This is a genomic window from Polyangium jinanense, from assembly GCF_028435365.1.
Map to the genome: position 1 here is coordinate 256391 of NZ_JAGTJJ010000003.1, position 26307 is coordinate 282697.

The 26307-nt window shown below is 69.0% G+C and carries 26 protein-coding genes; 13 read left to right on the forward strand and 13 right to left on the reverse strand.

Annotated features, from left to right (window positions below; genetic code table 11):
- Nucleotides 1-23: 23 nt before the first annotated feature.
- From KEG57_RS10190 to KEG57_RS10200, 3 genes are all read right to left on the reverse strand, one after another.
- A complete protein-coding gene (locus KEG57_RS10190) occupies nucleotides 24-737 on the reverse strand; it encodes a glycosyltransferase family 2 protein (RefSeq protein ID WP_272419484.1) in 714 nt (237 codons plus the stop codon).
- Nucleotides 738-742: 5 nt separating this feature from the next.
- Complete coding sequence (locus KEG57_RS10195) at nucleotides 743-2101, reverse strand: protoporphyrinogen/coproporphyrinogen oxidase (protein WP_272419485.1); 1359 nt, start codon at nucleotides 2099-2101, stop codon at nucleotides 743-745.
- A gap of 65 nt (nucleotides 2102-2166) precedes the next feature.
- On the reverse strand, nucleotides 2167-3798 hold the full coding sequence (locus KEG57_RS10200) for an N-acyl-D-amino-acid deacylase family protein (RefSeq protein ID WP_272419486.1): 1632 nt from the start codon (nucleotides 3796-3798) through the stop codon (nucleotides 2167-2169).
- A 32-nt stretch (nucleotides 3799-3830) separates the two neighbouring features.
- Between KEG57_RS10200 and KEG57_RS10205 the strand changes: the two genes are divergently transcribed.
- Nucleotides 3831-4994: a hypothetical protein gene (locus KEG57_RS10205; RefSeq protein WP_272419487.1), complete on the forward strand. Its 1164-nt coding sequence runs from the start codon at nucleotides 3831-3833 to the stop codon at nucleotides 4992-4994.
- 138 nt (nucleotides 4995-5132) lie between these two features.
- The gene (locus KEG57_RS10210; RefSeq protein WP_272419488.1) at nucleotides 5133-7121 is read left to right on the forward strand and encodes an aconitase family protein; all 1989 of its coding nucleotides are present in this window, start codon (nucleotides 5133-5135) and stop codon (nucleotides 7119-7121) included.
- Here the strand turns inward: KEG57_RS10210 and KEG57_RS10215 are convergent.
- Nucleotides 7118-8437 carry a response regulator gene (locus KEG57_RS10215; protein ID WP_272419489.1) on the reverse strand — a complete coding sequence of 440 codons (1320 nt, stop codon included), beginning with the start codon at nucleotides 8435-8437 and terminating at the stop codon, nucleotides 7118-7120. The genes KEG57_RS10210 and KEG57_RS10215 overlap by 4 nt on opposite strands.
- 203 nt (nucleotides 8438-8640) lie before the next feature.
- Here KEG57_RS10215 and KEG57_RS10220 point away from each other — a divergent pair, with 203 nt between their 5' ends.
- The 5 genes from KEG57_RS10220 (at nucleotide 8641) to KEG57_RS10240 (ending at nucleotide 12009) form a co-directional block, all read left to right on the forward strand.
- Nucleotides 8641-8874 (forward strand): TIGR04563 family protein, encoded by a 234-nt coding sequence (locus tag KEG57_RS10220; RefSeq protein WP_136926995.1) that lies wholly within the window; start codon nucleotides 8641-8643, stop codon nucleotides 8872-8874.
- Nucleotides 8871-9779, forward strand: a complete 909-nt coding sequence (locus KEG57_RS10225; protein WP_272419490.1) for an alpha/beta fold hydrolase — start codon at nucleotides 8871-8873, stop codon at nucleotides 9777-9779. Before KEG57_RS10220 ends, KEG57_RS10225 begins: the two co-directional genes overlap by 4 nt.
- Complete coding sequence (locus tag KEG57_RS10230; protein WP_272458411.1) at nucleotides 9776-10831, forward strand: hypothetical protein; 1056 nt, start codon at nucleotides 9776-9778, stop codon at nucleotides 10829-10831. Before KEG57_RS10225 ends, KEG57_RS10230 begins: the two co-directional genes overlap by 4 nt.
- 66 nt (nucleotides 10832-10897) lie before the next feature.
- Nucleotides 10898-11611 carry a sensor histidine kinase gene (locus tag KEG57_RS10235; protein ID WP_272419493.1) on the forward strand — a complete coding sequence of 238 codons (714 nt, stop codon included), beginning with the start codon at nucleotides 10898-10900 and terminating at the stop codon, nucleotides 11609-11611.
- An 11-nt stretch (nucleotides 11612-11622) separates the two neighbouring features.
- Complete coding sequence (locus KEG57_RS10240) at nucleotides 11623-12009, forward strand: YbjN domain-containing protein (RefSeq protein ID WP_272419494.1); 387 nt, start codon at nucleotides 11623-11625, stop codon at nucleotides 12007-12009.
- A gap of 12 nt (nucleotides 12010-12021) precedes the next feature.
- Here KEG57_RS10240 and KEG57_RS10245 read toward each other — a convergent pair whose 3' ends face one another.
- Both KEG57_RS10245 and KEG57_RS10250 read right to left on the reverse strand, forming a co-directional pair.
- Complete coding sequence (locus tag KEG57_RS10245; protein WP_272458412.1) at nucleotides 12022-13434, reverse strand: hypothetical protein; 1413 nt, start codon at nucleotides 13432-13434, stop codon at nucleotides 12022-12024.
- A gap of 2 nt (nucleotides 13435-13436) precedes the next feature.
- A complete protein-coding gene (locus tag KEG57_RS10250) occupies nucleotides 13437-14669 on the reverse strand; it encodes a formylglycine-generating enzyme family protein (protein WP_272419497.1) in 1233 nt (410 codons plus the stop codon).
- 53 nt (nucleotides 14670-14722) lie between these two features.
- Here KEG57_RS10250 and KEG57_RS10255 point away from each other — a divergent pair, with 53 nt between their 5' ends.
- Nucleotides 14723-15700 (forward strand): prepilin peptidase, encoded by a 978-nt coding sequence (locus tag KEG57_RS10255; RefSeq protein WP_272419499.1) that lies wholly within the window; start codon nucleotides 14723-14725, stop codon nucleotides 15698-15700.
- On the forward strand, nucleotides 15685-16140 hold the full coding sequence (locus KEG57_RS10260; RefSeq protein WP_272419500.1) for a hypothetical protein: 456 nt from the start codon (nucleotides 15685-15687) through the stop codon (nucleotides 16138-16140). Before KEG57_RS10255 ends, KEG57_RS10260 begins: the two co-directional genes overlap by 16 nt.
- Here KEG57_RS10260 and KEG57_RS10265 read toward each other — a convergent pair.
- From KEG57_RS10265 to KEG57_RS10285, 5 genes are all read right to left on the reverse strand, one after another.
- A complete protein-coding gene (locus KEG57_RS10265; RefSeq protein ID WP_272458413.1) occupies nucleotides 16050-18185 on the reverse strand; it encodes a prolyl oligopeptidase family serine peptidase in 2136 nt (711 codons plus the stop codon). The genes KEG57_RS10260 and KEG57_RS10265 overlap by 91 nt on opposite strands.
- Before the next feature lie 78 nt (nucleotides 18186-18263).
- A complete protein-coding gene (locus tag KEG57_RS10270; protein ID WP_272419502.1) occupies nucleotides 18264-19211 on the reverse strand; it encodes a hypothetical protein in 948 nt (315 codons plus the stop codon).
- A gap of 61 nt (nucleotides 19212-19272) precedes the next feature.
- Nucleotides 19273-19818 (reverse strand): hypothetical protein, encoded by a 546-nt coding sequence (locus tag KEG57_RS10275; RefSeq protein ID WP_272419503.1) that lies wholly within the window; start codon nucleotides 19816-19818, stop codon nucleotides 19273-19275.
- Nucleotides 19815-20354 (reverse strand): hypothetical protein, encoded by a 540-nt coding sequence (locus KEG57_RS10280; RefSeq protein WP_272419504.1) that lies wholly within the window; start codon nucleotides 20352-20354, stop codon nucleotides 19815-19817. Before KEG57_RS10280 ends, KEG57_RS10275 begins: the two co-directional genes overlap by 4 nt.
- A 522-nt stretch (nucleotides 20355-20876) precedes the next feature.
- Entirely contained in the window at nucleotides 20877-21914 is a 1038-nt protein-coding gene (locus KEG57_RS10285) for a D-alanine--D-alanine ligase family protein (RefSeq protein ID WP_272419506.1), read from the reverse strand.
- 70 nt (nucleotides 21915-21984) lie between these two features.
- On the opposite strand from KEG57_RS10285, the gene KEG57_RS10290 reads away from it, so the two are divergent.
- A complete protein-coding gene (locus KEG57_RS10290; RefSeq protein WP_272419507.1) occupies nucleotides 21985-22293 on the forward strand; it encodes a hypothetical protein in 309 nt (102 codons plus the stop codon).
- 13 nt (nucleotides 22294-22306) lie between these two features.
- A complete protein-coding gene (locus tag KEG57_RS10295; RefSeq protein ID WP_272419509.1) occupies nucleotides 22307-23005 on the forward strand; it encodes a hypothetical protein in 699 nt (232 codons plus the stop codon).
- A gap of 4 nt (nucleotides 23006-23009) precedes the next feature.
- On the opposite strand, the gene KEG57_RS10300 is transcribed toward KEG57_RS10295, so the two are convergent.
- Together KEG57_RS10300 and KEG57_RS10305 are read right to left on the reverse strand one after the other, a co-directional pair.
- Entirely contained in the window at nucleotides 23010-23567 is a 558-nt protein-coding gene (locus KEG57_RS10300; protein ID WP_272419511.1) for a phage holin family protein, read from the reverse strand.
- Nucleotides 23568-23580: 13 nt separating this feature from the next.
- Nucleotides 23581-23808 carry a hypothetical protein gene (locus KEG57_RS10305; RefSeq protein ID WP_272458414.1) on the reverse strand — a complete coding sequence of 76 codons (228 nt, stop codon included), beginning with the start codon at nucleotides 23806-23808 and terminating at the stop codon, nucleotides 23581-23583.
- Between the two features lie 179 nt (nucleotides 23809-23987).
- On the opposite strand from KEG57_RS10305, the gene KEG57_RS10310 reads away from it, so the two are divergent.
- Both KEG57_RS10310 and prmC read left to right on the forward strand, forming a co-directional pair.
- Nucleotides 23988-25388: a phosphomannomutase/phosphoglucomutase gene (locus KEG57_RS10310; protein ID WP_272419513.1), complete on the forward strand. Its 1401-nt coding sequence runs from the start codon at nucleotides 23988-23990 to the stop codon at nucleotides 25386-25388.
- Nucleotides 25385-26275: a peptide chain release factor N(5)-glutamine methyltransferase gene (gene prmC, locus KEG57_RS10315; RefSeq protein WP_272419515.1), complete on the forward strand. Its 891-nt coding sequence runs from the start codon at nucleotides 25385-25387 to the stop codon at nucleotides 26273-26275. The genes KEG57_RS10310 and prmC overlap by 4 nt, the downstream gene beginning before the upstream one ends.
- The last annotated feature ends 32 nt before the right edge of the window (nucleotides 26276-26307 follow it).

The following is a 26307-nucleotide window of genomic DNA, read 5'->3' on the forward strand; positions in this document are numbered from 1 at the left end:
GACGGGCTCGCTCGGCGCGGGGACTAGCCCTTGATCCGGATCGCCCAGGTGAGCTTGGCGAGGCTCTTCAGCACGTTCGGCACGCGCTTGACGAGGTTGATCGAGGGTGGACGCTTTTCCTTCACGCGGACGGGGATCTCCTGGATCGACAGGCCCGCGCGGTAGGCGCGGATGACGAACTCGCTCGCGAAGACATCCTTCTCGACCACACACGCGCGGGCGATCGGCAGGAGCGTTCGCCGCGTGAACGCCTTGAGGCCGTGTGTGTCCGTGCCCTGGAAGCCGAGCGTCACGCGGAGCAGGCCGTTGTAGAAGATGCTGGCCGCGTGCCGAGCGAGCGGGCGTTCGTCCGCCGATCCGTCGAGCAGCTTTGAGCCGATCACCATGTCCACCCCGCGGCCCGCTTCGAGCAGCTCGACCGCGCGCTTGTGGAAATCGGCGTCGCAGAGGTCGATCTCGTCGCAGATGATGATCTCGCCGCGTGCCTCTTCGACGATGCCGCGCCGGAGGGCACCGCCGTAGTTCGGCTCGCCGAACGAGAAGAAGCGGACCTCAGGGTATTTCGCGGCGAGCTCGGCGGCGATCTCGACCGTGCGGTCGCGCGAGCCATTCTCGGCGAGGACGATCTCGTAGGACCAATCGAAGGGGCGCAGCCGCTCGCGCAGGTCGACGACCGCGGCGTGCAGAATGGCCTCCTCGTTGTAGACCGGGATGACGATCGATATCCGGGGATCCATCGGGCTCACGGCTCCTTCGCCGCGCTTTCGCCGAGCGAGGAGACCGCCTTCGCCGCGGCCTCACGGCCGAAACGCAGGGCGTCCTCCATCGACGAGTAATTCCATCCGCCGTACCGGCCCGCGGTCACGATGCCGTTCCTTTCGAGGAACGGCAAGACGACCTCGAGCGATTCGAAATACGCATGGTCGAAGATCACGTACGCATGGTCGATGCGGCGCACCCGGGCGAAGCGGATCTGCTTCGGCGAATCGATGAGCCGCATCTCCGTGAGGCCCTCGGCGACGCGGGGCAAGAGCGAGGGGAGGTCGGGTTCGCTGCGGTCCGCGAGCTCGACGTAGAGGTTCGCTTTGCCGGGCGGGGCCATTGCATCGGAGAAGTTCGAATAACAGCCGACCCGGTAAAACGGATACTTTTCCTCGGGCACGTACACCCAGTGGAGCGGCTCGCCGCAAGGGCCGTCGAGCGCGATGTCGAGGTAATAAAGGTGCGTGCAGCGCAGGCGCCGCGCCGCTTCCACGACGTTCCGAGGCGCGCCGGCGAGGCGCTCGACGAGCACCGGCAAGGGCGCCGTGGAGACGAGCACGTCGTACGGGACGGTCTCGTCCTCGAAATGGAGCTCGCGCGCCTCGAAATCGATCGACGCGGGCGCACGGCCGAGCTCGATCCGCGCGGGCAGGTTTTTCGCCATGCCCTCCGCGAGCTTGCCGATGCCGAGCCGTGGATAGACGAACCGCGCATTGTATCCGAGCTCCCGGTCGTTCAGGCCCACCGCGCCCGCGAGCACGTCCTCGAGCTTGGGCAAAGGCACGAACCGCGAGCACCACGCGGCCGTGATCTCCCGCGGCGAGACGCCCCAGAGCCGCGTGTTGTAGGGGATCATGAAATGCTTGCTGATTCCCTCACCGAAATGCTGGAGGCAGAATTCCTCGAAGTTTTTCGGTGCAGGTTTGTCAGGGTTATGGTACGCCCGGACGAACCCGTGCAAGCACTCGTAGGCGACCTCGGGCGGGAGGCCATAGGTGTTCGCCTGGAAGGGATAACGGGTGTAGGTGCCGTGCGACCAGATGCGCGAACGGCGCTCGACCTCGACCCAGTCGTCGCCGATCCAGCCGAGCGCGAGCGCGCGTAGATCCGGGTCGCGCAGGTGCAGGAGGTGGCCCGTCCGATCGAAGCGGTAGCCCTCGTCCTCCAGGGTGATCGCATGCCCGCCCGGTCGGCTGAGCCGCTCGAAGATGCGATGCGAGGCGCCCGCGCGGCCGAGGTGGAACGACGCCGACATGCCAGTCAGGCCAGCGCCCAGGATCGCGACAGGGGTGCGGGGAGAACGAATCATCCGGTCGAGTCGGAAATCCCCGCGAGCCATGCGCAGGGAGCGCCGGACTCTAGCAGGCCTTCGCCAGGCCGGGAGAGACGTTCCGCACGATCCGACTAGCGCCGCCGCAAGACGCGACCGCGCGGCCGGTCGAGGCGCGTGACGCCACGATCCACGACGACATGGCCGCCGAGGACGACCTTGTCGATGCCGACGGGCGGCGCGTTCGGGCCGCCTTCGCCGACGACGCGCGGATCGAAGAGCACGAGGTCGGCCGCGTAGCCAGGCGCGAGGCGGCCGATGCCAGGCAAGCCGATACGCTCGGCAGGGAAGGAGGTCATGCGGCGGACGGCCTCTTCGAGCGAAAAGAGGCCGAGATCGCGGCTGTAGCGGCCAAGCACGCGCGGGAAGGTGCCGAAGGAGGCAGGGTTGTGGAAGCGGCCGCGGCGCGTGAGGATCGCGTCGGTCTCGAAGGCGCAGAGGCGGTGCGAGAGGACGGCGCGGAGCGGCTCTTCATGCGTGTCGTCGCCGGAGTAGGTGCCGATGAGGACGCGCGCCGAGCCCGAGCTTTCCCGCGAGACGTGGACGTACGCGTCGAAGGGCGAGATGCCGAGGCGGCGCGCGATCGCGGCGATGTCGAGGCCTTCGAGCGGTTCGAGCGAAGGTTTGCCGCCGCCCCAGGTGACCGTGATGTCGGACCAGTCGAGGCCAAGCGCGAGGCGAAACATCGCGAACTCGCGGCGGAGGCGCGCGAGGACCTTGGGGTCGCGGATGCGCTCCTCGAAATGGTCGAGCACCCACGCGGGCAAGATCGCGTTGATGGTCGTGTTGCCCACGGTGTAGGGGAAGGCGTCGAAGGCGACGTCGACGCCGGATGCGACGGCCTCCTCGATGCGCCGGAGGACGGTGGGGTAGGTGCGCCAGGTGCGGCGGCCGATGAAGATTTGATGCGAGAGCTGGAGGCGCGCGCCGCCGCGCTTCGCCGCCGTGACGAGCTCGTCGACGGAGCGCACGTTGTGCGGCGCACCGAGGAGCATCGGCTTGTAGAAGGGCGAGATCCACACGTAGGCGCGGCCGTGCACCGTGAAGATCGCGCCTTCCTCGGCGACGACGCTGCAAAGGGAGGCGAGCTCGTCCGATTGCGCGAACACGCCCGGCTTGTAGGCGAGGCCCGCGGAGAGGCCAAAGGCGCCTTCACGCAGCGAATCCCGCGTCGCGCGCCGGAGCGCATCGAGCTCGTCCGCCTTGGGTGCGCGGGGCGCGTTGCCCATGACCGATTGCCGGATCGTCCCGTGCCCGGCGAGGAACGCTACGTTGAAGGCCACGCCGCGCGCCTCGATCGCGTCGAGCATCTCGGCGGTCGAGCGCCAAGCGTAGGGGAACGCGCGGTCGCGCAGGATCTCCGAGGATGCGTCGGCGAGGCGCGTGGAATCTTCGGTGACCGGCGCGAGCGAGTGGCCGCAGTTGCCGACGACGAGCGAGGTGACGCCCTGCCGCAACATCGGCGCGAGGATGTCGCCGTGATCGGCGAGCGGTAGCAGCCAGTCGGCGTGCGAGTGGATGTCGACGAAGCCGGGCGCGACCACGAATCCGCGGGCGTCGAGCGTCTCCGTGCCCGTGATCGCGCCGGGAACCGTGAGCGCCGCGACGCGACCTTCCTTGATGCCGACGTCGGCCGCGAAGCGTGGCCTGCCCGTGCCGTCGATGACGTCGCCGCCGCGGACCACGAGGTCGAATTCGTCGGTCATCCCGGGCAGGTTACCACGCTAGGATAGTCCTCGTGCTTGCCGTCGCCCTCGTCGTTTGCCTCTGCCTCGCGGCCGTCCTCGTGTTCGTTTTGCTGGGGCTCGGGCGCAAGCAGGACGCCGAGCGCGCCGAGCTCGACCGACGCTTCCTCGCGCTCGGCACGGCCCTCGGCGCGAAGAACGAAGGCAGCGCGCTGCGCGTCACGGCGAACGAGCAGCCGTTCATGCTGCGGCTCCGGCACGGGCGCGCGGGGCGCGCGGAGCTCGAGATCGAGGCCACGGCCGGAGGCGCCGAGGCGCGGCTGCCGATCGTGATCCGGCGCGAGACGTCGGTCGACATGCTCGGCAAGAAGCTCCGGATCAACCGCGAGGTGCAGACGGGCGACGCGACGTTCGACGCGGCCGTGTACGTGGAGTCGGACGCGCCGGACTTCGACGTGCAGCGCGTGCTCGGCGAAGCGCGCGTGCGGCAGCGTGTCCTCGCGCTACTCGACGCGGGCTTCTCGGCCGTCGCGATCCTCGACGGCGGCGGCAAGCTGCTCGCGGTGCGGGACGCGGGCGAGCGCTTCGATGCGGACGCATTGCGCGTGGCGTGTGGCGAGCTCGGCGCGATCGCCGAGGCCTTGCCGGCGCCGAGCGCGAGGCCCGGTCCGCCGCCGCTCTGGCTCGCCGGGCCGATCGCGGCCGTGGTGTCGGCCGTGCTCGCGTTCGTCGGGTTTTACCTGCTCTCCTGGGCGCGTGGTGCGTACTACCCGCTCGGCAGCAGCGCGACGATCGTGGGCGCGGCGCTCGGGTTCGTCGCGTGGCTCTGCGCGCTCCCGCTCGTGGGCGTGCTCGTCCGCGGCCGTTCCGTGAGCTTCCGCCTTTTCGGCGCGTGTTTCTGCTTCCTGCTGCTCGCCATGCCGCTCTCCGGCGCGGGCGCGGCGATCGCGATGAACGGCCGCATGGACGCGGATCTCCCGATCTGCCTCGGGGCGCGCGTCGCCTCGAAGGGATCACGGTCGTACAAGACGAGCACGTCGTACTTCGTGCACCTCGTCGGTTTGCCGAAGGAGCCCGCGCCCGTCGAACTGCCGGTGCAGCGCGAGGTCTTCACGTCGCTGCACGAGGGGCAGGACGTGTTCGTGGAGGTTGGTCGCGGCCGCTTCGGGTGGGAGTGGCTGAAGGGAATCCGTTTCGACGACTGCGGCGGGTGGTAGGTCCGGTCGTGCCACGACGCGTCAAGTCGCGCGAAAAATTTGCGGAAAGTCCGCATTGGATCCGGCCTCGGGATCGGGATAAATCACCGTGTCGGCGCTAGAGGTCCCGTTCTTTCGCCGTGAGGGTCGAGGAGGAACATGCCCATCCCCCGTCGCACATCGGTCCGCCCGAGCGGACGCATCCTGTACCTGACCGAGGATCCCGAGACGCTTCGCGCGCAGCTCGCCGGAGGCTCGATCGAGTTCGACCCCGAGCGCCACGCCCTCGTCAACAACATCTCGACCGACGAGCTCACGCCGGGCTGGGTTTGTTACTACTACGACGAGACGCTCGCCCGGTACTGCCTGGTCGGCCTGCGCGGCGGGCTCATCGAGCGCGACAGCATCAAGAACGGCGGCTTCGGCGTGATCGTCAGCGGCCGCTCGAAGGGCTGCGGATCATCGCGCGAGACCGCGCCGTACTCCGAGCGCGAGGCGGGCATCCAGATCGTCGTCGCGAAGAGCATCGAGAAGATCTACGGGCAGAACTGCCAGAACATCGGCCTGCTCACGACCACGGATTTCGGCATCCTCGACCGCGTCCGCCGGGGTGAGGAGATCCCGATCGCGGAGTTCACGCGCGGGCTCGATCCGATCAGCCGCGACGTCGTCGAGTACGGCGGCCTCTTCACGTACAACAAGGCGCGCCTCGCCGGTGAGGTCTCGCCGCCGACGATCGACACGCCGCCGCGGCCGATGACGCTCTGCGAGAAGATCATCGCCTCGCGCGCGATCGTCGACGCGAAGACGGGCGCGATCGGCGTCCCTTCGGTCAAGCCCGGCGACTCGCTCTTCGTGCGCACCGACGTCCGGTTCTCGCACGAGTACGTCACGCCCATGGCGGAGTCGCTCTTCCGCGCGGGCTTCGGGCCCGACGCGAAGGTGGAGGCGCCGGAGAGCGTGTACGCGTTCCGCGATCACCTCACGTTCCTCGACCTCGTGATGCCCGAGGCGCACAAGAAGATGGGCCTGAAGGAGCAGGCCGCTTCGCTCGCCACGGTGCAGGAGACGTTCACCCAGAAGCATCGCGTCAAGCTGTACGGCGAGGTCGTACGGGACGGGAAGACCGTCGGCTCCGAGGCGATCTGCCATAACAAGGTGATCGAGGAGATCGCGCTGCCCGGAGAGGTCGTGGCGGGCACGGACTCGCACACGTGCATGGCCGGCGCGCTCGGCTGCTTCGCGTTCGGCGTCGGCTCGACGGACATGGCGAACGCCTGGCTCACGCGCGACATCCGCGTCGCCGTGCCCGAGTCGGCGCGCTTCAACCTGCACGGGAGGCTGCGCCCCGGCGTGACCGCCAAGGACGTGATGCTCTACCTGCTCTCGCAGCCGTTCTGGAAGAGCGGCGAGGGCATCGGCAAGGTGCTCGAGTTCGCGGGCGAGGGCGTGCGCGCGATGGGGCTCGACGAGCGCGCGACGCTCACGAACATGGCCGTCGAGGCAGGCGGCTTCACGGGGATCATCGAGGCCGATGAGGTCGTGGTCGACTACCTCGTCAAGCAACGTGGCCTCGACGCGGACGCCGTGCGCGCGAAGATCGTGCGGGCCGACGAGGGCGCCACGTACATGGCGGTCTTCGACATCGACCTCGGCGCGATCGAGCCGATGGTCGCGACGCCGGGTGATCCGCGGAACGGCGTGCCCTTGCGCTCGCTCGCCGAGGTCGCGGGCGGCGACGTGAAGATCAACGTGGCCTACGGCGGCTCGTGCACGGGCGGGAAGAAGGCGGACATGGACATGTACGCCGCGGTCCTGCGTGCTGCGGTCGAGCAAGGAAAGCGCGTCGCCGAGGGCGTGCACCTCTACATCCAGTTCGGCTCCCAGGACATCCGCCGTTACGCCGAGCAGAAGGGCTACATCGAGATCTTCCAGCGCGCCGGCGCCGAGCTCGTGGACCCCTCGTGCGGCGCCTGCATCAAGGCGGGGCCGGGCGTGTCGTTCACGGCGGACGAGGTCACGGTCTCCGCGATCAACCGCAACTTCCCCGGCCGCTCGGGCCCCGGGAAGGTCTACCTCGCGAGCCCGCTCGTCGTTGCCGCGAGCGCGATCGCAGGCCGGATCGTCGAGCCTGCCGCGATCGCCTAGTTCCCACCTCGCGACGACTTGATCACCTGCTCGACCTCGAGCCCGCGGAGCGTGCCTCGCATGGCCGCTTTCTCGGCGGAGAGGTCGGGCTTCGCGGCGCGCATGCGCGTGCTCGTCCGCTCCTCGTCGGGCAGCGCCGGCGTGGGCGTCGTGCGCTGATCGAAGCTCGTCAGCGTGCTCGTGAGCTCGGCCGGACCCGGCGCGGGCGCGACCTCCGGATTCGGCGCGAGCACGATCTCCGGACTCGACGGGGACGAGACCTTGCCGCTCGTCATGCTCCCCATGCGGATCTCGGCCGCCGCCTCCCCGAGCTTGAGCCCCGCGACCGACTCCGAGACCCGCGCCCCCGCCGACGTACTCCCGAGCCGGAGCCCCGCCGCCGTATCGCGCAAAAACCGCCTCCCAGCGGCCGTATCCTCCAGCCGGAGCCCCGACGCCGTCTCCCCGAACCGCAGGCTCGCCGCCGCGCGCAGCCCCGCGATCGACTCCGTCAGCTTCAGGCTCGACGCCGTGTCGCGGAAGAGCCGCTGACTCGCCTCGATCTCTTGCGCCAGCCGATCACTTGGCGCGGTCTCGTTGAACGCCGCGATGAGCAGCGCCCCGAGCTGCTGCGCGCCCGGCGGCGCCGGCATCGGCTCGCGGGGCACGAATCCGAACTGTGTCCCCGACCACGTGAGCGCTGCTTTCAGGGCTTCGAGCGGGGAGATGCTCGCCTGATCGAGCGTCCCGCTCACGATCACGCCGGAGGCGATGTACATGGCGAGGCGGCTCGGGCTCGTGGCGCCGGAGAAGCGCAGCTCGCCGCTTCGTTGTTCGAGCTCGAGCGCGCCGAGCACGCTGGCGATCGACATCTTCGTCGGATCGCCGAGCACCGCGAACGCTTCGCCGTCGCTCGCGGGCGGCAGGAGCGACTGGCCACGTTCGAGCTCGCGGATTCGCTCGCCCATGGCGATCATGGCGTTCACCTGGGCCACGAGCTCGACGGGATCGATGGGGGCGGAGAGCACGACGTCGGCGCCGCTGCCGAGCACGGCGAGGCGCGTGGCTTCGGTGTCCGACTCGGTCAGGACGACGAGCGGCGTGTATGCGACGCGCGTATCGTGGCCGCGGATCACCGAAGCGAGCTCCAGCGCGTCGGCGTCGGGCAAGTCCAGCGAGGCCACGATCACGTGGGGTTCGAGTACGCAGGCGACGTTGAATCCGGCGCGCGCCGTGGCGACCGAGACGACATCGTACGTATCGGACGGCAGCCCTTCCACGAGCGCCCGGTAAGCGGAGAGATCCGCATCTACGACGAGCACGAAATCGCCCGACATGAAGCGAACCTACCATGCCGGCTGACGAGAGCGGAGCGTCCGTGCGTGGACGGACGGGGGTTCGGCGGAAGCTAAGATTTCGACGATTTCAATGTGGGGAGGGCCACGGCCAGAGCGTGAGCTTGCTCCCGCGATGCTTCCTCGTGCATCCCGCGTGCGCTAAGGTATTCCCTTGTAGCTCTAGCTCACGCCTTCGGGGAGCCATGAACGACAAAGACACGCTGGCGAAGAACAACGAGGCGTCGAAGACCGACAAAAGGAAGCAAAGTCTCTACTTCCCGGAGTCGATGCTCCAGGAGATCAAGGAAGAAGCGGCGCGGCTCGATCGGTCTTTGTCGTGGGTGGTGCAGCGCGCGTGGAAACTCGCCCGGCTCGAGATCAAAAAGCTGCCGAGCGTGAACGAAGTCGGTGAAGGCGAAGAGGATCTCGGCGATTGACGACGAGCAGTTTGCCCCCTCCCTCGAGCGGGAGCGCCCCCCAGACCGCCTCGTTCGCCCTTGCACCCGACACGACACGCCTCTTCGTGCGGCGGAGGCGGGGCCCCTCGGATCTCACGGTCCTGCTCACCGACGGGATCGCCTGCGATGGCTTCATCTGGAAGTACCTGTGGGACGACCTCTCCTCCGTGGCCAGCGTTGCCCACTGGAACTACCGCGGCCACGGCCGTAGCAGCCTGCCCGCCGACCCGAAGCGCATCGAGCTCATCGACCACGCCCACGACCTCGACACGGTCCGGCGCGCCGTCGGCGACCCCGAGGTCGTGCTCGTGGGCCACTCGATGGGCTGCCAGGTCTTGCTCGAAGCCTACCGGCTCCGGCCCGAGAAGGTGCGCGCGCTCGTCCTGATCTGCGGCGCGCCGGGTCGGATCACCCACACGTTCAAGGGCACCGACGTGCTCGCGCAGATGCTGCCGAAGCTCATCGCGCGCGTCGACGCCCACCCGGAGATCGTGCGGGCGCTCTGGGGACGGGTGCCGGCCGAGGCGGCGCTCAGGCTGGCGATGCTGACGGGGGAGATCGATCGGTCGATCCGTCCCGAGGACGTGATGCCGTACCTCAAGCACATGGTCGACATCGACGTGTCCATGTTTCTGCGGATGCTCAGGTCCGCCGGAGATCATTCGGCCTCGGACCTCTTGCCGAAGGTGGCCGTGCCGGCGCTCGTGATCGCGGGGGATCGCGATACCTTCACGCCGCCCCGTTACGCCGAGGAGATGGCCGCCGCGCTGCCGCACGGCGAGCTGCTCATGGTGAACGGCGGCTCCCACGCCGTGCCCATCGAGCGCCCTGATCTCGTGCGCGACCGGATCCAGCGGTTTCTGCGCGAGCGCGTGCTCGCATGATCCCCCCGGACGGCGCGCTCGCGCGGATCGCCGCGGCGGCGCTCGTCCTCGGGGCCTGTGGGCGGGACCCGCCGGATCCGCCGTCCGCGAACGCCGCGTCGTCCGCCGTGACGGTCGCGAGCGCCGCGCCCGCCGCCAGCGCGGAGAAAAGACCCCCGCCGAAAGAGCTCGATGTCGAGGCCGATCCCGTGCGGCGCGAGCTCCTGCACGCCCCGCTCGCCTCGGTCTCCCTCGTCGGCTGGCACCGGCCGGGGCTGTTTCGCGTCACGATCGAACGACAAAACCCGCCCGGACCTGCGCCCGCGTTGCTTCAGCTCGCGCTCACGGAAAACCCCATCGCGTATCGGCGGAGCCTCGCGTTCGAGCGGCTCGCGCGGGCCCTCGGCATGCGTGTCGTCCCCGCCGCCGTCTTCCGGCGGATCGGCACCGGCGAGCTCGGAGCCCTCTTCGCGGGCCAGCGCGACCTACGCGACTACCTCGCGCTCCACGCCGCCGTGCAAAACGACGGCACCGTCGACGCCTTGATGTTTGCCGCCGGCCGCGGCGACGGCCCGGGCGCGTGGGCCCTCCCGGCCGGCCATGACGTCACGCTCGACCACTCCCTCGAAGCCGAAACCTGGGCCCGCTGGGCCGCCTCGCCCGACCCGCACCCTGGCGAAAACTCCTCGCTTCTCGCCGACTACATCGAAACCCTCGTCCTCGACTACCTCGCCGGCCACGTCCTTCGCCGCTCGGTCCATTTCGACGACGTCGCCCAGGCGATCCTCCTCACCGACAATGCCGCCGCGTTCCCGTCGAAGGTCGATCCCCGCGCCCTCGACGTCCTGCTCTCGCGCCTCCGCCCCGTCACGCGTTTCCCGCGCGGCCTGCAAAAGGCCCTCCTCGCGCTCGATCGTGACCATGCGCGGGACCTCCTCGCGTCGGGCCCGTTCGAGACCTGGCTCGTCTCGCCGCGCACCCTCGTGGACCTCGACGAACGCCGGAAAAGCCTCCTCACGCTGATCTCGGCCCGCGTCGCCGAACGTGGGGAGGTCGCGGTCCTCGCCTTGTGAGACTTTTTCCAAGGCCCCACACCGTTTCCGTGCTCAGCGCGGCGGATCGCGGTATCGTGGCCGCCCATGGCCGATCTGGGGGGTGATGCGTCGCTCGAAGAGCTGATGGCCGTGATGGCCCACGACCTCAACAACCCCATTGCCGCGCTGATCACGAACCTGAGCTTCCTCGAAAGCTCGCTCGCGCCGGGCACGAGCACGGAGACGGCCGAGGCGCTCGCCGATGCGCAGATGCTCTGCGACGTCTTGCGGCGCCTCGCCGGCAACATCGACCTCATGGCGCGGCGGGGCGGGCCTTCCTCGGGCGCGAACACGGCGAGTGATCTCGTCCTCGTCGGGCGAGAGGCGATCGGGCGGCTCGCCAAGCAAGCTGCGGCGGCCGAGGTCGAACTCGTGCTGGATGCGGGGCTGCGGCAGGGCGATGTGATCGTGCGGTGTGATCGAGGGCTCTGCGCGCGGGCGATCGACAACCTCATCGCGTTCGGGATCGAGCGTGCGGCGCCGCGGACGCGCCTCGTGGTGACGGCGGCGCGGGAGGGGACGGAGGCGCGGGTCGAGGTCCGGTACGCGTCGCGATCGCAGCACCACGTCGATCCGCCGCCCACGGGGGCGCCGCCGGCGCAACGTCGGCGGTACATCCAGGCGGCGTACGGGCGTGGGCTTTCGCTCTACTGCGTCCACCTTGCGGCGACGCTGCTCGGCGGCCGGCTGGACACAACGCACGAGCACGACGGCCGGGCGCGGCTCTGTCTCGTCGCATCTTGCCCGGAAGAACGCTAGGCTCCGTCGCGATGGACGTCGAGACGGTCCGCGGTTGGCTCGAGAGGCTCGATTACGAGGTCAAGGACGAGGGCCCGAAGACGCTGCGTGTCTTCCCCCGGAGGCCTGGCAACGAATCTTTGCCCCCGTACTTCATCCAGTGCAGCGAGCACTGGCTGTTGCTCTCGCTCCTGCCGGTGCTCTCCTCGCGTATCCAGCCCTCGCCGGAGCTGCCGCGGCGCCTGCTCCTCCTCAACCGGGACATGCGCATCGCGAAGTTCGCGCAGGGCGGCCAGGGCGAGGTGGTGCTCTGCGCGGAGCTACCGACCGAATCGCTCGACTTTCCGGAGTTTGCCGACGCGACCGAGCGACTGGTGAAGTATTTCCACCATTACCACGATTACCTCGCGTCGCCGTAGCGGGATTGCCGCTCAGTTCTTTTTCAGCTCGATCAGACGCGCGTTTCTCGGGGCAAAACAGATTCGATCGGCGTACGGGTCCGGGAGGTTCGCGCGGAGGTGCGCGACGACGGCGTCGCCTTGCGCCTTGCTCTTCACCATGACGCCGAAGTGCTGGGCGCCGCCCTCGGCGTACTCGACGCCGCTGATCTCGGCGAGGGCGGGGAACGTGGCGAGCGCCTCGATGGCCTTCTGGAACGTGGACTCCGCGCCCTCCGGTGGAGGCACCTCGCCGAGGTAGACGAACGGCATCGTGCAATCGTCGAGGCTCGGCTCGCCGTTCGATGCGCGCAGCTTGGCGGGCCCGGCGTACCCGACCCAGAAGGTCCCCTCGGCGTCCATTCCCATCGCTTTGAACTTCATGGGATGGGGCAGGTTCGCGACGCGGGTCCAATGGCCCGCGTCGAAGCGGAAGATCCCGCGGCCCGCGAGCGCGTGCAGCTTGCCGGTCGGCGAGACGAAGAGCTTCCCGAGCGGCGCTCCGATCGGCGGCAATGCCTCGAACGTCCCGGCCTCGTAATGGATCACGGGGGTTGTCGAGAGCCACAGCTCGTCGCCCTTGCCTGGGATCACGACCGGCACGACACCGGGGGTTTTCGTCAGGGGAGAGAGCTCCACGATGCGCGATTTCCCGCCTTGATCCCAGACCTCCGCGGCCAGCGCCTTCTCCCGGTTGCAGAGCATGCCCACGGTCATGAACGTGCCCGCCCCGGTCGCGCCGATCCAGTTGTAGGGCAGGGCGGGCGGCACGGGCTCTTGTCGGGATTTCGGGACCTCCTCGGGCTTGCAGCCGCCTTTTTCGGCGGTGATCGGCTCGAACTTGCGCGCGGGCCCTCGAAGGGTCGCGAAGTGCCGGCCGGTCATGGGATCCTGCGCGGCCACGATCGTGCTCGCGCCGACGCGGGCCGTGCCCTGGATCCAGGCGCCGTGCTCGTCGTCGCCGAAGGTCCGCCGCGCGCCTTTCCCGGTGAGCGGAACGATCGTGGGGCGCCACCCGTAGCCTCGTTTGCCCGAATAATACACATCGACGCCGTCGGGCCAGTACCCCGTGACGAGCCGGATGTAATTGCCGCCGATGTCGTGGTTGTCGTCCGGGATGTCGCCGATCCACGCGACGCGCTCGCCTTCGATCCGGCCCACGTGCAGGCCCTCGGTCACGATCTTCGCGCCGTCGATGACGTAGAGCTCCGCTGATTTGCCTTTCGTGGCCTCGAACGGCTCGGGCACCAGCGTCGGCACCTTCGGTTGCGGGGGCTCGGGCGGCGCGGCGGCTTGGCTTGCGCTCGCCGTCGGCGCAGTCGTCGGCTTGTCCTCGGGCGGAGGCGGCGATTTGCGACACGCGACGAGCGCGCATCCCAAAAGCCACGACGCGAGGACCTTCTTCATGGTCACTTCTGCGTGATCACGACGCGCCCGTCGTCGCGGTAGGTCACGTTCCCCGATTCGCCTCGACAATCCCAGCACGTCGCCCACGACAAACGTTTGCGCACGTAACCGTTGAAGCCGAGCGCGATCGGCCCCTTCTCGTCTTTGAGCACGAGCGTCGAGGCGATGCGGTATCGATCCCCCGGCAACCGATAAAACGCTACGACGAACGAATCCTTCGCGGCGCGGCCCGCGAGCACCACGATCTGCTCGCCGGGCACCGGGTTCCAGAGCAAGGGCGACGTCGTCAGCACCGTGTTCGCCGGCGGCGCGCCCGCGTCGCCCCGCGCGAGCACCACGTTCACGTCGTCCGGCTCCTTGAAATACGTGATCTCCCGGTCGAGCGTGGAGAGCGCCGGCACCGAGGCGAGCATCTCCGCGAGCTCCTTCGCCGGCAGCTCCACGCGCCGGTAGGTCTGCTCCCATTGCGGCGACGGGATCGTGGCCGCGTTCGGCGCGCCGCGACAGCACCGGAAGCCGAGGTCCTCCGCGCTCGCGCCCGGATCGATCGCGGTCCGATGCGCGCACCGATGATCCGGCCCGACCGCGCTCCCGCGCGCCCCGCGCACGGCCGCCGCGCGTGGCTGCATGTCCTCGATCGGCAAGACCTCGCTCGCCGTCCATTCCCGGTACGCCGCGCCCATCCCGAGCACGCCGAAGCCCGACGCGCACGAGGCCGGCTCCTTCGCGCATTTTGCATCCCACGACGCGCTGCCCGCGAACGTCGTCCCCTCGGGCCCCTTGCACGCGCGCTCCCATTCGAGCTCCGTGCAAAGCCGCCCGCCCGCCTGCTCGCAGAGCTCGGCCGCCTTCGCGCGGGACACGCCCGTGAGCGGCGGCTTCGTCGGGTCGTTCGGGTAGAGGTAACGATCGATCGCGTAGGCGCCGAGCTTCACCTCGAGCTCGGCGGGTTCGAGCACGGGGTCGCGGCCTTTGTCGCCGGGGGTCGAGCCGGCGACGAGCGTGCCGGCGGGGATGTCCACGCGTTCGCTCTTCGCGGCCTCGGCCTTCGAGGCGCCTGCGTCCGGGTCGGCCTGGTTCTCGGCGGCTTCGAGCACCTTGCCCTTCGGCGAGAGCACGACGGCTGGCCCGCCGTCCGCGCCGCCCGTGGAGCCGCCTCCGCCCGAGGTGCAGCCTGCGAGGGCGGCGAGGGCGCCGAGGAGCGCGAGGAGGGTCTCGTTTCCCGGGATTTTCATGCGGGGACGGCGGTTTATGCCAGACACGGCGCGCCACGGCAAAGCCTCGCGCTATGCTCCCGGCTCTCGTGCTGATGCTCGGCGACCTGCCCCCCTCGTTCCTCTACGGCTTCGCGCTGGTCTTCGGCCTGCTCTGGGGCAGCTTCCTGAACGTCGTGATTTACCGCGTTCCCCGCGGGATGAGCGTCGTCCGCCCCGCCTCGCGTTGCCCCGCGTGTGAGACGCCGATCCGCCCCTGGGACAACATCCCCGTCTTCGGATGGCTGTTTCTCCGCGGCAAAGCGCGCTGCTGCGGCGCTCCCGTCTCGCCGCGTTACCCGCTCGTCGAGGCGATCGGCGGCCTGCTCTCGGTGGCGATCGTGCACGTGATCCTCGCGCCGCTCGATCCCACGACCTCGCTCGCGCGCGCCGGGGCCATCTACATCGCCGCGCTCGCGCTCGCGCTTGGCCTCGTGGCCGCGGCGTTCATCGACCTCGAGCACATGATCTTGCCCGACGAGATCACGCTTGGCGGCGCGGTGCTCGGCCTCGCGACGGCTTCGCTGCGCGACCTCTCGTTCGTCGACTCGCTGATCGGCGCGGCCGTGGGGTTTGCCGTCGTGTGGCTGCCGTTCATCGTGATCTACCCGCGTTTGCGCGGCGGGGTGGGCATGGGGCTCGGCGACGCGAAGCTCCTCATGCTGGCGGGCGCGTGGTTCGGCTGGGGAGGCGCGCTCGTGGTGCTCTGCGCGGGCGCGGTGCAGGGCACGTTCGCGGCGATCGGCGTGCTCGCGGTGCGCGGCAAGATCGAGGAGCCTGAGGCGGTGCGGCTCGAGCGCGAGGAGATCCGGAAGGAGCTTGCGGCGATGACGCCGGAAGAGCGAGCCGAGGCGGAAAAAGAGCTCGCCGAGGACCCGCTCGCGGAGGAGGCGGGCGAGGGGCTCGGTCAGGCGCGTGTCGCGTTCGGGCCGTTTTTGGCGCTCGCGACCCTGGAGTACCTTTTCTTCGGCCGCGCGGCCGTCGAGGCGTTTTTCGGATGGGCCGGGAGCTGATCCTCGTCGCGTTCCTCGGGCTCGTGGGCTGCGGCGGTTCGCCGATCCCGCTGCCCGAGATCGGCCCGCACGTGCGTGAGGCGCCCGTGCTCGTGCCGTACCCGCCACCGGCCGCGCGCGTGGAGATCGTGCCGCCGCGGCCGGGCAAACAAGAGGTCTGGATCGACGGCGAGTGGACGTGGGAGCGACGGCGCTGGGTGTGGCGTCGTGGTCGCTGGGAAGTGCCGCCGCCGAACAGTTATTGGGCGCCGCCGGTGACGATGCGGCAATCGGATGGATCGCTCGGGTTTTTCGGGGGCGGGTGGCGGACGAAGGGCAGTGGCTTGCCGATCGGCGAGCAGGCGCCGGCTCAACCCGCGCCCGCTGCGCCTGCCTCCGCTCCACCCCCTGCGCCCGCCGCGCCCGTCGCGGGCGGCGCGACGTCGAGCGCCCAGCAATAGAAGCAAAGTTCATCGACGTCCTGCTCGATGAGCGCCGTGAGCGTGGTGCCGCCGCCGTGTCCCGAGCCCCGGAGCGGCAGCAGCAAATACGGCCCGCCGACTGTGTTTTCCGCCTGGAGCCGGGCGACCATTTTCAAGGGATCGTACGGCGGCGCGATCCGATCGTTGAGGGCCGGGACAAATGCGATCACGGGGTAACGGCGGTCGGCTCGAACGTTGTGATACGGCGAATACCCGGCGAGGTAGGCGCCTTCGACGGGATCGTCGGGCGATCCGTATTCGACGGTCGCCGAGCTCATGAAGCCGAATTTCGGAAATTGCAGCATGTCGAGGGTCGGCGCGCGGCAGAACACGGCGCCGAACGCCTCGGGCGCTTGCATCGCGGTGACGGCGACGAGCACCCCGCCGTTGCTGTTGCCGCGCGACGCGAGCCGGGAGGGCGTCGTGTACCCTGCCGACACGAGGAAACGCGCCGCGGCGATGTAATCGTCGAAGGCGTTTTGCCGCCGCGTCTTGACGGCGGCCTCGTGCCAGGCGCGGCCATATTCGCCGCCGCCTCGCACGTTCGCGAACGCGAGCACGCCGCCGAGCTTCAGCCATGCGGCGGTGACGGCCGAAAAGCGCGGCTGGAGTGAGATGTTGAATCCTCCGTAGCCGCTCAGCCGCACCGGCATGCGCCCGTCGCGCGGCAGATCCTTCCGGTGGATGATGAACATCGACACCCGCGTGCCGTCGGCTGATTCGTACCAGACCTGATCCGTCACGTACGCCGCGGGGTCGAGCCCGACGTCGGGCACGTGGTACGGCGTCAGGCGGTCCGACGCGTAATCGTACCGATAATGGGAGGGTGGCTGCACGTACGACTCGAAGCTCACCCACACCTCGTCGCCCTTCCAGGCGCCGCTGACGCCGCTGACGATGCCTTCCCCGTCATTCCGATTGACCGAGCCGAGCGCCGGCAGCACGAGGTCGCGGAGGTAGGCGCCGTCCTCGGCGTGGATGCGGACGCGATGGGAGGCCGCGTGGCAATAGACCGCGTAAAGCCGACCGGAGACGCCTGCGACGGTCTGCAACGTGTCCTCGTTCTCGGCGATTAGCGTCCGCCACTCGGTCGGCGCCGCCAGCGACGCAATACAAGCGCGGCCGCGTGGCGCATCGAGATCGGTATGGATCAGCAGCGAATCCCCGATCACCTGCACCTGGTTGAGCGACCGCATGACGGGCGCCACCGGCAAGAGCGCGTCGTCGGCGAGCCTGAGCAGGTAGACCACGCTCGCGTGCACGTAATCCCATTTGTAAAGCACGGCGAAGCGGCCGCACTCGCTGACCTTGACCGAGCACCAGTATTCCTTGTTGTGCTCGTCCCCGAAGACCCGGCGCGCCGGCGTGTTCGATCCGATCCGGTGCTCGTAAATGGCATTCCAGTGCGCCTCGTCGCCCGCGGGCACCTCGCCCGGGTCGGGACACGCTGAATAAAAGAAGCCGGATCCATCGGGTCGCCAGGCCAGCGACGCATGGCCCGTCCCGCGAGGCCGATCCGGAAGCACACGCCCCGTCTCGACGTCGAGCACATGAATCACCGCCTCGTGCGTGCTCCCCACGGCCTTCCCGAACGCGACCCGCGTGCCGTCGGGCGAGGGCACCGCGAACACCAGCGCCTCGTCGCTCGCCCACGTATTCGGGTCGAGCACCGTTTCGAGCGGCGCGCCTCGTTCACGCCGCAAGAGGAGCTTTGGCTTCTCGTCGTCCGCGTCGGCCTGCCAGACGAACTCGCGACCGTTCGAGCCCGTACGAATCGGCGGCGAGCGTCGCGCATACCGCGCGGAGCGGGCGACCGCGTCCCTGAGCCAGTCGCGCCCCGGCACCACGCCGAGCACGCCGCGCGTGATGGCCTCTTGCGAGGCGAGGAAGCCTTGGGTCTCCGCGTCGTCGAGCCGTTCGAGCCAGGCGTACGGATCGTCGAAGCGCCTGCCGTGCACGGTGAAGCCGCTTTCCGGATCACGTCGGGTCGGGGGGAATCGCAGCGGTTCGGTAAGCTTTTTCATGCGGGTAGCGCTTCCTTTTCGGGCGGGTGGGGAGGGCGGGGGCGCGGCGATCGGAGGGTAGACGGGAGCTCTTGCCCGTCAGCCTTCTCCGAGCCGCCGGAGATGGGGTCGCCCTCCGGCTTCTTCCACGACGACCCAGGGATCCTTCCGATCGTAGGCCGTGACGCCCCAGATGGGGAATGGGGGGGCTTGGTCGAGGGAGGTGAGGCCGTCGTGGAGGAGGGAGCGGCCGTGGGCGGTGAGCGAGTAGAGCGCCCGCCACATGTGCGGCTGTCCGTGAAGATCGGCGATGAGCGCGGCGGGCTCGTGCGTCGCCCATTGGACGATGCGCTTGAAGTGGATGACGTCTCCGGTGAGGTCGAACCACTGGCGGAATACATCGCCCTTCGCCCCCTCGCGCATGAAAATGCGTGCGGGGGTCCTGGGCGTGTCATCGACCAGATCGAGCATGAGGGTATCGACGGTCGAGAGCGAAAGCCCGCGCTCGCTCAGCCGGGGGAAAAAGCCCGCTTGGTAGGCGCCGAGTTCAAAGAACTCCTTGCGTGATCGTGTCTCGCGGGGGGGGTTTCCGGAGAGGATTGGCGAAGGAGCCGTGAGCTTCTTCCAGAAGAGCGCCTTTTCGCGGACCTCGCGTAGGGAGAGAGAACGCATTGTCTCCCACGCGCGACGCGCCATCGCGGGCTTCAGGCTGACATAACCGATGCCGAACGTGATGGGCGGCTTCCGCTCCTCGTGCTCTCCCACGACGACGAGCGAAAGATCGGGCTCGGTGGGCCTGTGCTGAAGCCGCTGGAAGCAAAGCGCCCAGAGCGCGACCCGGTCGTCCCACGAGGGAGACGTCCAGATGACGACCGGCTCATCCGCGGCGAGCGCATCGAGGGCCCGGCGGTAAGGGACGAGAAACTTCCGGCGATCCGTCCCTCGGTACTCCCAGTAATCCGCGCGCATGCGCATCTGGTCCTGGAGATCCCGAACGCAGGGACCTACGAGCCAGCCGTCGGCGACCACGTTCACAGGGAGGCGCATCCCGCGGCGAACAACACGCGCGACAGCGTCGGAGGTAGCGATGTGGAGGGTCATGGCACGCTCAGAACCCACAAGCCCGGCAATCTGATGATGGGTACGCCCCGCGTTCGCACTCTTTCTGGCAGAACCTGCAGACTGTATCGCTCGTTTTGGGTATCGTGTGCATGCACGGGTGAAAGGGAGCATGCTCGATGCACCACATATATTTGTCGTGGCATGTGATGATGGCTCCGTGCTCGCAATTGTCCTGGCACGCCTTGTACTTCGCATGCGCCGTATCCTGACAAGCCCTCCGCTGTGCGTCGTCCGCGATCTTGGCGCATTCGATGGAGTCGGCATCATACTGCGCCTGACACTTGTCATCACACGGCCCACCCGAGATGATGTTGCACACGGGCTCCTGATCCGGATCCACGCTCTGCGGCTTGAACGGCACCTGCCCATACCCGCCTGCGCCCACCCCGGTTGGGACGATCGGCCCGCCCCCCGCCCCCACCGTCTCGTACAGCTCCTCCCGGGGAAAACACTCCCCGTCCGTGTAGTTGCACGCCATGAAGCACGAGCCCAGGACGGCCGCAATCCCCAGATATCCTCTCGTCTTATTCACTTCGACCTCCATCGAAACACAGGGCCCGCCACGAACATCGCCGCCCAGCCCCCTGGAAGCACGGCACTCTGCCCACCCACCCAATCCACGTTCGCGCTGACCGACACCCCGACGGGACCGGCGAAGTAGACGTTCGCCAGCGCATGCCCACCCGGCGCCAAACCCACGACGCGCCCGCACAACGCCACCCCGCACGCCGGCATCGAGTAGAGCGAGAACGAAGGCCCTATCCGGACCTCGCCATCCTTCCACGCGTACCCGAAGGCAACGGACGTCTGGTTGTACACCCCGACCCCGAGCCTGCCCGTTCCGGGCAGGATGCTGCAAAGATCGTCCACGCCAAACGAGAAACCACTCTCCCGGCGCCACGCGAGCGCCACGTGCGGGCTCACCGCGAAGCGCGGCAGGGTCCCGACGAGGATCCCTCCCAGGCCCACGCCACCGCTGAGCTCGTACGCCTCCGCCGGCGTCGCGAACGCGAGGAGACCGCCGCACGCCAGAGCGAACGCCCGGATGATGAGACGTGGAACGTTCACCCCTCCGCCCCCCCGCAGGTAGGTGTGCCCACCATCGAGAATGTGACCTACCCAATGAACAGCGTGCGATCAAGCGCAAATCGAGCGGTCGCGCCTGCGCGGTGGTGCTTGCGTCGGCGCAAGAGGGGTCCTGGCGAGTGCCGGAAGGTGTTTGCGCCGGCGCAAGAGGGGTCCTGGCGAGTGCCGGAAGGTGCTTGCGTCGGCGCAAGAGGGGTCCTGGCGAGTGCCGGAAGGTGTTTGCGCCGGCGCAAGAGGGGTCCTGGCGAGTGCCGGAAGGTGTTTGCGCCGGCGCAAGAGGGGTCCTGGCGAGCGCCGGAAGGTATTTGCGTCAGCGCAAGAGGGCTCCTGGCGAGCGCCGGAAGGTATTTGCGTCAGCGCAAGAGAGGTCCTGGCGAGCGCCGGAAGGTGTTTGCGTCAGCGCAAGACACGCCATGCAGATGGCCTACCGGCCGTTGCGCCAGCGCAAGGCACTCCCCACACGCTGGACGAGGCGCCTCGCGCCACACCCACGCACCACCGCCATCATCCATCCTCTCGCCGCCGTCCCACCCTGTGCGGCAAGAACCAATCCGACCGATACCGCTCCATCGCCGTCCGCACGAGCCGCTCCACCAGCCCCTCGAACGTCATCCCCGCGGCATACGCCGATTTCGTGAAGCACGAAATGTAATCGAGCTCCGGGTAAATCCCCGGCAGCGGGTTGACCTCCAGCACGTACGGTTTTCCCGCGCCGTCGAGCCGCAAATCCACCCGCGCCCAGTCGCGGATCCCGAGCGCCTCGCACGTGCCGATCGCGAGAGACTCGATTTCACGCTGGAGCCCGCTGTCGACCTGCGCCGGGCAGAGCATGTGCTTCGTGCTGTGCCACGTGAACTTCGCGTCGTAGCCGTACACGCGCCGCGGGCTCCGCGGAATGGCGGTGAAATCGATCTCCACGAGCGGCAGCACCTCGAACGATCCCCGATTGCCGATCACCGCGGCCGTGAACTCCCTGCCCGGCAAGAATTCCTCGACGAGCAATGGCTGGCGATATCGATCGAGGTACGTGCTCACGATCCCCGCGAGCGCCGCGTCGTCGTCGACCACGTTCGCATCGTAAATCCCTTTGCCCGCCCCTTCCGCCACGGGCTTCGCGATCACCGGAAAAGCAAGGCCGAGCGCGCGATCGAGCGGGCGATGAATCACCGCCGCGCGCGGCGTCGGAATGCCCGCGCGGTCGAGGATACATTTCGTGTACCACTTGTCGTGCGTGATTCCGAGCGTCACCGGATCGCTGCCCACGTACGGCCATTGCAGCCATTCGAAGAGGGCAGGGGCCTGGGCTTCACGGCCGGTGCCGTAGATCCCCTCGGAGAGGTTGAAGATCAGATCGGGCCGGCGCTCCGCGGCGATCTCCTTCGGCGAGAGGGTCGTGGTGTCCCACACGCGTACGCTGCCGAGCCGTTCGAGCGACCGAACGACCGCGTCCCGAAGCTCCGGGCTGTCGAGCTCGGCCAGATCCTCGTCCCCGAGGTGCGAGGTGTCCTTCGGGGTGAGCGAGATGCAGAGGGCGAGGTCCATGAAGGTCCCGCACTCCTATCATCACGCGCCTCGCTCCTGCTCGTCCGCATCCTGCGCTATCTTCCGCGCCGTGAACCGGAAGGCCTTCGAGAAGAACCCTCGCCTCCTCCTCCTCGCGCTGCCGCTCGTCCTCGCGCTCCTCGCCGGCTGCAAGCGTGGCGTCGAGTGCACGACCGAGATCACCGCCGGCGCGGGGACGTTCAAGGGCACGGCCCACGGCGAGGGCGAGAAGGGCCCGGTCATGAAGGCCGCGCTCCGCAACGCCTGCCAGAAGATGTGCGTCGACACGAAGTCCCCCATGCTCGACGCGTGCATCACGCGCTGCACCGTCGACGTGGGCGCGACGAAGATCGGCGCGCGCAGCTCGTGCAACGACTGAAGCAGAGGCTCCCATGATGCTCGCCTGGTCCTTCTCCGCGCGCACGCTCGAAGAGATCGAGCGCCTCCTCCGCGCCCTCGGCAAACACCGCTACGTCCGCGAGGTCGATCATCGCATCCACTGGACCGTTGATCGCGCCCTCGCCGATCTCCCCGCCTTCGCCCCGCACGCCCAGGCCTTCGCCGCGCGTCGCAGCCGCGAGAAGGGGCTCGAGATCGCCTCGCGTGATCCCTCGCTCTGGCGCTCGGCCACGGCGGACGAGATCTGCGCCGTCTTCCGCGCCTTCTGGACGCCGGGCGAGGACGCCGAGCGCTACAAACAAGCCCTGCGCGCCGTGCTCGCCGAGACGGGCCTGCCCCCCGCGACACACGAGCCCTTCGACGCCTCCGCGGACGAGCCCCCGCACCCCGAGCTCATCCTGCTCGACTGGGAGCTCTTTCCCGTCGACGAGCTCGACGCCGATCGGCATCGCGGCGCGCTCGAAGCGATGGAAGAAGCGGGCGAGGAGGTCGACGCCTCCGCGCCCGTCTTCCAGGAAGGCCCGATCCTCGCCGCGCCGGAGCTCCTCGACGGCGCCCCGGGCGGCGAGCTTCGAGACGATTTTTTCGTGTGGTCCGACGGACCCTACAGCTACTCGGATTACGTGTTTCGCGGCGCCGCGAAGGTCGCAAAACTCGCCGAGCCGCCGGTCGGGTATAACGACATCGACTAGGTCGCTACGGTCCGATCATAGGCCTTGATCGGCCCGGTTCGCCCGGGAGCGTCACGCCTGGCAGGTCCGCCTTGTGGACGCCCTCCTGGACCGGCGACTCCGTCGCGCTGATCGGCACGGTCTCGCTCACCCGCCCCGAGCGCATCGCGCGCACCGCGCCGAAGAAGGCGACGACGAACAGCACACCCGCGAGGATCGCGAGCCTGCCCGCCACCGAGGGGATGATCGCCCCGAGCCCGATCATCACCGCGATGATCGCCAGCACGGCCGCCGCGGCCCCGGAGATGAAGGCCACGAGGCCCCACACCACACGCGGCACCATCTCGCTCACGGCGCGCTGCGCTTCGAGTTTCCCGAGCGCGATGCCGTCCCGCACGAGCTCCGTCGCCACGTCGATCGTGTCCCGCGCGACGGCCGCGATCGCCTCTCCGGTCGACATCCCCACGCCGGCCGGCGGCCGCGCGATCGGCGGCAGCTCACGCTCCGTGATGCCGGGCGGCATCCTCGAAGGGCCGCGCACGAGCGCGTGCCCGTTTCCGTTCGATGGTCGCTCCTGCTTCATCGCTCGCCCTCCTTCACAGCGGGCGCCAAGCGAGGCGCCGACGCCGACGCACCACGGCCGACACGATCCCGAGGAGCAAGAGCCCTCCGATCGTGACCGCGGCGCGCACGATGTTCTTGCGCATCGAGCCGGCGCTCGATTTCAGCATCGACGAGACACGACTGAGATCCGCGACGAGGCGCTCCTTCGCCAGCTCCAGCCTGTGCTCGAGCGCTCGTCGCTGTTCGTCCACGGGGATCATCGTCGTACCCCTCGCCCTCAAATCCTGGTCGCTGACACGGTTCACGCCCGGCGAACGTGCAAGCCGCGTTCCCTACCTGTGCGGCGCGTGTGCGCAGCGAGCGGCCGCGGCCACAGGCGAACTTTGGGGTTTCGTTCCCTCGCCCGACGTGCCAAATCGGCCGGCGAGTAGGCATCCTCATGAAGATTCCGCGCCACATCTTCCGCGAGTACGACATCCGCGGCGTCGCCGAGCGCGACCTCTCTGACGACCTCGCCCGCGAGCTCGGCCGCGCCTTTGCGTTCGTTCTTCGCAAGGACGTGGAGACCCCGCGCGTCGCCGTCGCGCGTGACGGACGCCTGTCGAGTGATCGCCTCTTCGCGGCGCTCACCGAGGGCCTGCTCGCGGGCGGCGCCGACGTGATCTACGTCGGCGTGGGACCAACGCCGATGCTCTACTTCGCCGCGCATCACCTGGAGACGCACGGCGCGGTGATGATCACCGCGAGCCACAATCCCGCGCCCGACAACGGCTTCAAAATGATGCGCGGCAAGGGCTCGTTCTACGGCAAAGACATCCAGGCCCTCGCCGACCTCATCGAGCAAGAAGCCGCGCTCGCCGCGCCGCCCGCCGCGCGCGGCGAGCTCAGCGAGACCAGCGTCCAGGATGCGTACATCACGTCCGTCCGCCGATCGAGCCGCCTCGCCCGCACCGACGTTCGTTTCGTCGTCGACGCTGGCAACGGCGCGGCCGGGCCGCTCGGCGTCGCGACGCTCTCCGCGCTCGGCCTCTCGCCCGAGGCGCTCTATTGCGACATCGACGGCCGCTTCCCGAACCATCACCCCGACCCCACGGTCCCTGCGAACCTCGCCGCGCTGCGCGAGCGCGTGCTCGCCACGGGCGCCACGCTCGGCGTCGCGTGGGACGGCGACGGCGATCGCATCGGCGCGATCGACGAGACGGGCGAGGTCGTCTGGGGGGACAAACTGCTCCTGCTCTACGCCCGCGCCCTGCTCCGCGAACATCCCGGCGCCACGATCCTCGGCGAGGTGAAGTGCTCCGAGACGCTCTACGCCGACATCACGAAGCACGGCGGACGGCCGATCGTGTGGAAGACGGGGCACTCGCTGATCAAGACGAAGATGAAGGAAGAACACGCGCTCCTCGCAGGCGAGATGAGCGGCCACATGTTCTTCGCGGACCGCTGGCCGGGCTTCGACGACGCGATCTACGCGACGGTGCGCCTCGTGGAGATCGTCGCCTCCGAGGGCAAGACGCTGCGCGAGCTGCTCGCCGACGTGCCGTCGACGTTCGCCACGCCGGAGATCCGCGTGGATTGCCCGGACGCGGTCAAGTTCGACGTCGTCGCGGCCGTCGTCGCGCACTACCGCGGCAAGCGGCCCGTGCTCGACATCGACGGCGGGCGCTTCGATTTCGGCGAGGGCGCGTGGGGCCTCTGCCGCGCGTCGAACACGCAGCCCGTGCTCGTGCTGCGCTTCGAGGCGGCCACGCCCGAGCGGCGCGACGAGATCCGGGCGGAGGTCGAGGGCGTGGTCGCAGACGCGATCCGCCGCGCGACCGAGGCAGGCGGCTGCCCGTGACGGCGACGCGCGCCGAGGCACCGGGCGAGACGTGGACGATCCGTCGCGTGCTCGCATGGGCGGTGGACGACCTCAAGAAGCGAGGTTTTTCCTCGGCGCGCCTCGATGCCGAGCTCTTACTCTGCCACGTCCTTCGCACCGACCGCATCAAGCTCATCGTCGACGCCGAGCGCCCACTCGACAAGGCCGAGCTCGGCAAGTACCGCGAGCTCTACCAGCGCCGCCGCGCCGGTGAGCCGATCGCGTACCTGCTCGGCGTACGCGAGTTCTACGGCAGGCCTTTCCGCGTCGATCGGCGTGTCCTCATCCCGCGCCCCGACACCGAGACGCTCGTCGAGGTTGCGCTCGCGCGCACGAGGCACATCGACCTCTCGGCGCGCGTCCTCGACCTCTGCACGGGCTCCGGCTGCGTCGCGATCTCGCTCGCGCGTGAGCGTCCGACCACGTGTGTCCTCGGGCTCGACCTTTCGCCGGATGCGGTTACCGTCGCGCGGGAGAACGTCGTGCGCCTCGGCGCCACGAACTGTGCGATCGGCGTCTCGGACCTTTTCTCCGCGCTCGAAGGCCGCGGCGCCGTCTTCGACCTCATCACGGCGAACCCGCCGTACATCCCGGAGGCCGAGATCGACACGCTCGCGGTGGACATCCGCGGCTTCGAGCCGCACCTCGCGCTCTCGGGCGGGGCGGACGGGCTCGTGCTGCTCCGGCGCATCGCCGCGGAGGCGCCGCGGTACCTCGCTCCGGGCGGCGTGATCGCGGTCGAGGTGATGTCCGGCCAGGCGCCCGACGTGAGCGAGCTTTTTGCCGCGCAGGGTTTCACGGAGATCGAAATCCAAAAAGACCTCGGCGGGCACGATCGAATCGTATCCGGAGTTTTTCGACCATGAGGGCGCCCGGGGGTCGCGCGTCGGGGGATTCG